General features: G+C 70.6%; 9 protein-coding genes and 1 riboswitch. Of the genes, 5 read left to right on the top strand and 4 right to left on the bottom strand.

Annotated elements, in window-relative coordinates:
* On the bottom strand, nucleotides 1-295 hold a 295-nt coding region (locus tag G6019_RS15580), incomplete at its 3' end, for a P1 family peptidase (RefSeq protein ID WP_182627988.1).
* 39 nt (nucleotides 296-334) lie between these two features.
* Nucleotides 335-1,594: a L,D-transpeptidase gene (locus G6019_RS15575; RefSeq protein WP_182612128.1), complete on the bottom strand. Its 1,260-nt coding sequence runs from the start codon at nucleotides 1,592-1,594 to the stop codon at nucleotides 335-337.
* A gap of 204 nt (nucleotides 1,595-1,798) precedes the next feature.
* Here G6019_RS15575 and G6019_RS15570 point away from each other — a divergent pair, with 204 nt between their 5' ends.
* The 3 genes from G6019_RS15570 (at nucleotide 1,799) to G6019_RS15560 (ending at nucleotide 4,015) form a co-directional block, all read left to right on the top strand.
* Complete coding sequence (locus G6019_RS15570; protein WP_156607288.1) at nucleotides 1,799-2,461, top strand: NAD(P)H-binding protein; 663 nt, start codon at nucleotides 1,799-1,801, stop codon at nucleotides 2,459-2,461.
* Nucleotides 2,462-2,542: 81 nt separating this feature from the next.
* On the top strand, nucleotides 2,543-3,001 hold the full coding sequence (locus G6019_RS15565) for a hypothetical protein (RefSeq protein ID WP_107757577.1): 459 nt from the start codon (nucleotides 2,543-2,545) through the stop codon (nucleotides 2,999-3,001).
* A 48-nt stretch (nucleotides 3,002-3,049) separates the two neighbouring features.
* On the top strand, nucleotides 3,050-4,015 hold the full coding sequence (locus G6019_RS15560) for an NADPH:quinone oxidoreductase family protein (RefSeq protein ID WP_107757576.1): 966 nt from the start codon (nucleotides 3,050-3,052) through the stop codon (nucleotides 4,013-4,015).
* Between the two features lie 13 nt (nucleotides 4,016-4,028).
* On the opposite strand, the gene G6019_RS15555 is transcribed toward G6019_RS15560, so the two are convergent.
* Nucleotides 4,029-5,189, bottom strand: coding sequence for a pyridoxal phosphate-dependent aminotransferase (locus G6019_RS15555; RefSeq protein WP_182612129.1), 1,161 nt, complete (start codon nucleotides 5,187-5,189; stop codon nucleotides 4,029-4,031).
* Nucleotides 5,190-5,235: 46 nt separating this feature from the next.
* Here G6019_RS15555 and G6019_RS15550 point away from each other — a divergent pair, with 46 nt between their 5' ends.
* Nucleotides 5,236-5,697 carry a Rieske (2Fe-2S) protein gene (locus G6019_RS15550; RefSeq protein ID WP_107758252.1) on the top strand — a complete coding sequence of 154 codons (462 nt, stop codon included), beginning with the start codon at nucleotides 5,236-5,238 and terminating at the stop codon, nucleotides 5,695-5,697.
* A gap of 152 nt (nucleotides 5,698-5,849) precedes the next feature.
* A riboswitch (FMN riboswitch) is annotated at nucleotides 5,850-6,044 on the top strand.
* Between the two features lie 95 nt (nucleotides 6,045-6,139).
* A complete protein-coding gene (locus G6019_RS15545; protein WP_107757574.1) occupies nucleotides 6,140-6,859 on the top strand; it encodes a nicotinamide mononucleotide transporter family protein in 720 nt (239 codons plus the stop codon).
* A 5-nt stretch (nucleotides 6,860-6,864) separates the two neighbouring features.
* Here G6019_RS15545 and G6019_RS15540 read toward each other — a convergent pair.
* The coding region (locus G6019_RS15540; protein ID WP_182627986.1) for an MFS transporter at nucleotides 6,865-7,722 on the bottom strand (858 nt) is incomplete at its 5' end.

Genomic DNA, 7,722 nt, shown 5'->3' with positions numbered 1-7,722 from the left:
CGCCGGGCGTGGGAACGCCCCTCCCGGCCTCCTCGCAGAACCGCATCACCCCCTCGGCGGCCGCGAGACCGAACGCGGAGCCTCCGGTGAGGACGACGGCGTCGACGGAGGCCACCGCCTTGTCCGGCGAGAGTGCGTCGAGGTCGCGGGTCGCCGGCGCGCCACCCCGCACCTCGCGCGATGCCACCGACCCCTCGGGGAGCAGCACCACGGTGCACCCCGTCAACGCGGAAGGATCCGTCCAGTGGCCGATCGCGACTCCGGGCAGTCTCATCTGGGGTGAGCGGGGCTCCATCGCGCAAAAGTAGCGTGTCGACCCCGGCAAAAGGAACCCTCAGTCCGCGGAACCCTTCTGCCAGGTGCTCCACGGGACCGCCCAGTCCCCGTTCTGGTGGACCTGCTGTTCCGGGCCACCGGTGTTCCGGACCTCGACGATGTCTCCGGCCACCGCCTGGTCGAAGTACCAGGCGGCGTCATCGGGGGACAGGTTGAGGCATCCGTGCGAGACGTTGGTGTTGCCCTGCGCCCACATCGACGAGGCGAGAGCGTGGAAGTAGATGCCCTCGTTGGTCAGGCGCACCCCGTGGTCGACCGTCACCCGGTACCCGACGTCGAGCGGTAGACCGTAGGTCGAGGAGTCCATGAGCACCGTGCTGGCCTTGTCGAGGACGGTGTAGACACCCCGCTGGGTCCAGAAGTGCATGCTCACGCCGTTATGGGTCGCCCAGCCGCCCTTGCCCATCGACGTGGGCATCGTCTTGACCAGTTGCTGGTTGTGGAACACCGAGACCGTCTTGGTGTCGTCGTCCGCGATGGCCACCCGGCGGTCACCGATGGCGAAGTCGACCTCCGCGCCCTCTCCACCCCACTGGCCGCCGCCGAGGTTCCTGCCCTCGGTGTCCAGATCCACGCTCACCCGGGTGCCGGTCTCGTAGTAGTCCCGGGGCCGCCAGTGCGCGGTGGCGTCGTCGAGCCAGAACCAGTTGCCCTCGACCGCCGGTTCCGTCGTGACCGTCATGTACTTCTCGACGGTCTCCCTGTCCGCGACCGGCTGATCGAATCTCGCCGCCACGATGATGCCGACGCCGTACTCGCGATCCGACTCCAGGGCGCCACCGCCCGGGGTGACCAGGCTGGGGGTGACGATGGCCTGTGGGGTGGCCATGGTGAAGGTGCGCGAGTCGGTCCGCGGGCCGCCCGTCGCTCCGCGGTAGGTGATATCCAGCGTGTAGGTGCGCCCGTATCCGAGGGTGACAGCGGGTTCCCACGACGTCGCGTCCTGCGACAGCTCGCCCTCGATCTCCTTGCCCGCGTCGTTGGTCAGCACCACCTCGCTGAGCGAACCGTTCTCCACCCGGGCGCGGACGCCGTCCACCACGGCCACGTCCGTCGCGCCGTCCGCCGGGGTGACCTGCAGGGTCGCCGGAACCGGCGCCTCCGAGGTCTCGGTCGGGGTGGTCTCGCCCGCGGACCCCGTGGGCACGGGGATGGTGCATCCGGTCGCGACGAGCAGGAGGGCCAGGAGCCCGGCGAGGAGGACGAAGGGCGCCTGAGACGCCGAGGGCGTGAGCGACCCGGACCGGGACAAGGACATGCGTGACTCCGAGGGCATTGCTGGGGATTCACCGGTGAGTACCGGCTTATGAGCACATGATGCACACAGGGTCCGACAGGACGCGAACCCACACGGGCGCCCACGGCGTGTCGTTGTGGAGTTGTGACCGGATCGGGCCGGACAGTGACCGGGAAGTGATCTGCGACTCACACGACGGCGGGGTGGAGGAGTACAACGGAGGCCATGAGTATCGAACGCCCTGTGACCATCATCGGCGGACACGGCAAGGTGGCGCTCCGCGCGGCCCGGATCCTGGCGGGGGCGGGCGCCGAGGTGTACTCGGTGATCCGGAATCCGGACCAGGCCGACGACATCCGGGAGGTGGGCGCGACCCCTGTCGTCGCGGATGTCGAGACGCTCGACGTCGAGGGATTGCGGGAGGTGCTCCGCGGCAGCGGTTCGGTGGTGTGGGCCGCCGGAGCGGGTGGCGGAGACGCCGATCGCACCTACGCCGTCGACCGCGACGCCGCGATCCGATCCATGGACGCCTCCGTGCAGGAGGGGGTCGAGCGCTACGTCATGATCTCCTACGACGGGGCCGGACCCGAGCACGGCGTGCCCGAGGGCGATTCGTTCTACCCCTACGCGCAGGCCAAGGCCGACGCCGATGCCCACCTGCGGGATTCGGAACTGCAGTGGACCATCCTCGGCCCGGGGAAGCTCACGGATGACGCCGGCGGGGAGTCGATCGGCGTGGGTGCCGAGAAGCGCGAGGACAGGGCCACCAGCCGGGACGTCGTGGCCGCCGTCACCGCGGCCGTCCTGCGCAGGCCGGACACCATCGGTCGCACCATCGAGTTCTCCGACGGCCCCACCCCCATAGGCGAGGCCCTCACCAGGGAGTGAGTAGCGGGGGGCCTCGCGGCGTGGCCGGTCCGAGCGGTGGGCAGGGGCCGCACCGGTTGGGGGCGCGGTTATCCTCGTCGGGTGCGGATCCTGGTGGGCGGCTCGTGGATCACCGTGACCTGCGCTCTCATCACCGCGCTGTGGAGTGTCCCGCAGTTCGTCGCGACCGGGACCGTCACGCTCAGCTCGCACCCCTTGTTCGTGGTCATGTTCCTGTTCCCCTCGCAGATCGGGGTTCCGGTCTGTCTTCTCGTGGCCTTGAACTCGGTGTTGCTGCTGTCCCGTGGCCGTCTGGTCACCACCCCGCGTCGACTCCTCGCCGGTGGCCAGATGCTCACGGTGACGCTGCTGGGCGTCTGCGCGCTGCTGCTGGTCCTGCCCACCACGTTCGGGCGGGAGTTCATCCTGATGGCGCTGGCCTTCCAGGTGGGCCAGGTGGTGGTGGCCGTGGGGCTCGCCCTGCATCTCCATCGACGCCGGGGACTGCGTCGTCACCCCGAGACGGACGAGCCGAACCCGCCGGTGCACCTCGAGACGTGATCCGGTGCGTCGGTTCCGGCGCGACGGGTGTGCTGACACTATGGGGCCATGCGTGCCATTCACATCTCATCCCATGACGGACCCGCCGCCCTGGAGGTCGTGGATCTCCCCGAGCCGGAGCCGGGAGCGGTCCTCATCGACGTCCACGCCTCGGGGGTGACCTTCCCCGAGGTCCTCCAGACCCGCGGGAAGTACCAGATCTCGCCGCCGCTGCCGTTCGTGCCCGGATCGGAGGTGGCGGGTGTGGTCCGTTCCGCCCCCGAGGGGTCGGGATTCGCCGCCGGCGACCGCGTGTGCGCCTTCCCCGGCCTCGGAGGGTTCGCCGAGGTGGTCTCCACCGACCCCGCCCAGGTGTTCCGGCTCCCCGATTCGATGACCTTCGCCCAGGGCGCGTCCATTCCGATGAACGTCCTCACCGTGCACTTCGCCCTGGCGCACCGCGGCCGACTCGAGCCCGGGGAGACGGTTCTCGTGCACGGCGCGGGTGGCGGTATCGGCATCGCGGCCACCCAGTTCGCCGTGGCATCCGGTGCCCGCGTGATCGCGGTCGCCTCCTCCGAGGAGAAGCGGGAGCTGGCGCTCAGGGCCGGAGCGTCCGACGCCATCGCCCCCGAGGGTTTCAAGGACGCCGTGAAGGAGCTCACCGGCGGCAAGGGCGTGGACATCGTGGTGGACCCCGTGGGAGGCGACCGGTTCACCGATTCCATCCGGTCCCTCGGGCAGGAGGGGCGGATCCTCGTGATCGGCTTCACCGGTGGCGAGATCCCCACGGTCAAGGTCAACCGCCTGCTGCTCGGCAACAAGAGCGCCGTGGGGGTGGGATGGGGCGAGTACTGGATGAGCAACCCCGGATACCTGCAGAAACAGTGGGCCGAGGTGGAGCCTCTGTTGGCCGCGGGGAAGCTCGACCCGCTCGTGGGCGTCGAGCTCCCGCTGGACAAGGCGTCCGAGGCTCTGGAACTCATGGACGGCCGCGGCGCGGTGGGCAAGATCGTCCTCACCACCGGGCGCTGAGAGTCCCGCGGTCTCAGGGCGCGAGCGCCCGCAGCCTGCGCCCGGCCTCCGACAGCACCTCGGGTCGTTTGCAGAACGCGAACCGCACCAGATGCGACCACTCGGCGGAGTAGGTATCGGTGAACGGCGCGAACGGAACCGCCGCCACGCCGACCTTCTCGGGCAGTTCCAGGCACCACGACGCGGCGTCGGTGACGCCGAGCGGCCGGGGGTCCGCGGTGAGGAAATAGGTCCCCTGGGTCACGGCGAGATCCACTCCGATCCCGGTGAGTATCCCCACGAGCTGGTCCCGCCTGTCCTGCATCTGCGCCCGCAGCGCCCGGATCCACTCGTCCTCGTGGCTCAGGGCGTGCGCGACGGCGAGTTGCAACGGGGTACCGGCGGTGTAGCTCATGTACTGTTTGGCGGCCCGGACACCCGCGACCAACCCGGCCGGGCCGGTCACCCACCCGATCTTCCAGCCCGTGCAGTTGAGCATCTTGCCGGCGCTCGAGATCCGCAGGGTGCGCTCGGCCATGCCCGGCAGGGTGGCGATGGAGACGTGCTCGGTGTCGTCGTACGTCAGGTGTTCGTAGACCTCGTCCGAGATCGCGATCGCGTCGAACTCGCGGCACAGGGCCGCGATCTGCTCGAGATCCTCCCGGGGCAGCACCGCACCGGTGGGGTTGTGCGGAGAGTTGACCAGCACCGCCCGGGTCCGCGGGGAGAACGCCGCCCGCAGGGAGTCCACGTCGAGGCGGAAACGGTCGTCCGAGCGGACCATCCGCGCGGGGCGCCGGGTGGCCCCGGCCATCGCGACGGTGGCGGCGTAGGAGTCGTAGGACGGTTCGATCACCACCACCTCGTCGTGGGGTTCCACCAGGCCGAGCACCGCACCGGCGATCGCCTCGGTCGCGCCGACCGTCACCAGTACCTCGGTGTCCGGATCGTGGACCAGCCCCGTGTGCCCGGTCTCGTGCGTGACGATCGCGTGCCGGAGCTCGGGTACCCCCGTCCCGGGTGGGTACTGGTTGTGTCCCTCCCGCATGGCGCGCACCGCGGCCTCGATCATCGACGGGGGGCCGTCGGTGTCCGGGAAGCCCTGTCCCAGGTTGACGGCCCCGAACCGCACAGCGAGCTGGGTGACCTCGGAGAAGATCGTGGTGGCGTGGGGCAGGAGGCGTCGGACGGTCATGGAACGCAGCCTAGGTCGGTCGTGGCCGCCCGATACGATGGGCCACATGACCGAGCACCCCGCCGCAGCATCCGTCACCGTCGGACCGTGCACGCAGCGCCGTACCGTCCTGGCCGCTCTCCCCGGGATCATCCTGCTGCCGGGGATCGCCTCGGCCTGCGGGATGACGCAACCCGCGGAGCCTGCCTCGACCGTGCAGCAGACGACCGAGGTGCAGGCCAGCACCATGCCCGCGTCGGACGTGCCCGTCGGGACCGCCAAGCAGGTCAAGTCGGGGGACTCCACGGTGATCGTCGCGCAGCCCACCGAGGGGGAGTTCGTCGCGTACTCCGCCCGCTGCACCCACCAGGGTGGGACCGTTCAGGTGGTCCGCGACCTGCACCTGCGCTGCCCACTCCACGGCGCGGAGTACGACGCCACCGACGGCCGCAACACCCTCGCTCCGGCACCGCGACCCCTCGACGTGGTCCCGGTGACCGAGGCGAACGGCCAACTGACGATCGGCTGAGCCACGCCCCCGCCCGGGGTGGCACCGGTGACCGCGCCCACCTCACGTCGGCAAGAGAGTCCCGCCCCCATCGGCCGGGTGAGGACGCGCCGAACGCCCTTCTCGACGCCGGCCGGAGTTGCAGCGTCGCAGCGGGGAGGAGTACAACGGGAACACGTTCTCAGGGCGGGGTGAGATTCCCCACCGGCGGTGATGTCACCGGCCCCATGGTCGGCGGCGAGCCCGCGAGCGCCCCGCACACGCGGTGCGGCCAGGCGACATGCCCGGCCGGACCGCGTTCGCGGGGGTCAGCAGACCCGGTGTGATCCCGGGGCCGACGGTCATAGTCCGGATGGAAGAGAACAGCGTGTCCCCCGAGGGACCGCGGCTCGGCCGTGGAACCGTGGGCGATGCGGCATACGCCCTGGGCCGTGGAGTGCCGAGCCCGTGAAAGGGGCACACGATGAGCCTTCTCGTCTCATTCCTCGACGCGCAGGTGTTGATCGGCGGAGTACCGATCCTGTGGCGCGAGATCATCGGCAACGTCTTCGGGTTGGCCGCCGCGATCGGCGGGATGCGCCGAGTGGTATGGGCCTGGCCGGTGGGGATCGTCGGCAATCTCACGCTTCTCACGGTCTTCCTCGGAGGTGTCTTCCACACCCCGCAGGACGTCGATCTCTACGGTCAGGCCGGCCGCCAGGTCATGTTCCTCGCCGTGGGGATCTACGGCTGGTGGCGCTGGTCGCGGGACCGGCGGGCCAGCGCGGCTCTGCCGGGGCAGGCGGGAGTCGAGGCGGTCGCGGTCCATCCGCACTGGGCCACGGGCCGGCAACGGGCGGGACTCGTCGTCGGGATGATCTCCGGCACCCTGGTCTTCGGGTGGGTCTTCTCCGAGCTCGGATCGTGGGGCCCGTGGGCGGACGCGTGGATCTTCACCGGGTCGATCCTGGCCACCTACGGCATGGCCCGGGGCTGGACGGAGTTCTGGCTGCTGTGGATCGGCGTCGACATCGTGGGTGTCCCATTGCTCCTCAAGGCCGGGTACTACCCGTCAGCGGCCTTGTACCTGGTGTACGGGGCGTTCGTCGTCTGGGGGTTCGTGGTGTGGTGGCGCGTCGACCTGGCCGCCCGGGTGCGGGAGTCCTCTGAGGGGCATCGGTCGGATCAGGTGGCCGTCGCCTGACGCGGTCAGCGGACCTTCGATGAGGGCCGCGCGGTTCCCGTCTCAGGTGCCCCGCGTGACGCACGCCTCGGCCGCACCGAGGCCACGACGATCAACGACAGCGCCGCGAGTGCGAAGCCGAGGCCGCGGAAGTCGATCCACGCGAACACCAGGCCCGAGAGCAGGCCACCCGCCGCACCGGACAGCGCCACCGCCACGTCGGCCTGCCCCTGGACGGTGGCGCGGACCGAGAGCGGCACGGACGTGGTGAGGACCGTGGTCCCGGCGACCAGTCCGAGGCTCCATCCGAGCCCGAGGAGGATCAAGGCCGTGGTGACCAGCACGGTCGACTGCGGCGGGGAGACCGCGGCGAGGACGCCAGAGGTCAGCAGCACCAGGCCTGCCGAGACGGCCACGAGGCGCGTGCCGAACCTGTCCACCAGGTAACCGGACAGCGGGGCCGGCAGGAACATCGCCGCCACGTGAAGGGAGATCACCAGCCCCACCACGGTCACCGCGTGATCGTGCGCGCGCATGTGGACCGGTGTCATGGTCATGAGCCCGACCATGACGAACTGCGTCAGGGCCATCACCGCCACCCCGGTGAGCACGTCCCCGGTCCAGATGCGGGAGGGTGCGGCCGGCTCGGGGGAGGAGACGACCGCGGGGGCCGGTGACGGGAACGACGACGAGGCTGTCGCCGAGTCCGGCCCCACCGTCGCCCGCCGCCGCGCCTCGAGCAGCGGATCGGGACGCAGCAGCAGTGAGATGACCAGTGCCGCTCCACCGTAGGCCGCGGCGGCGAGGAGGAACGGACCGGACAAAGGGAGCAGGCCCAGCGACTCGGCGACCGCTCCCGTCGGCCCCACGAGGTTGGGCCCCGC

The sequence above is a fragment of the Dietzia sp. DQ12-76 genome (assembly GCF_014145045.1).
Classification (GTDB): domain Bacteria; phylum Actinomycetota; class Actinomycetes; order Mycobacteriales; family Mycobacteriaceae; genus Dietzia.
Note: the sequence above shows the minus strand (reverse complement) of the source record. Positions and strands in the feature narration are given on the sequence as shown.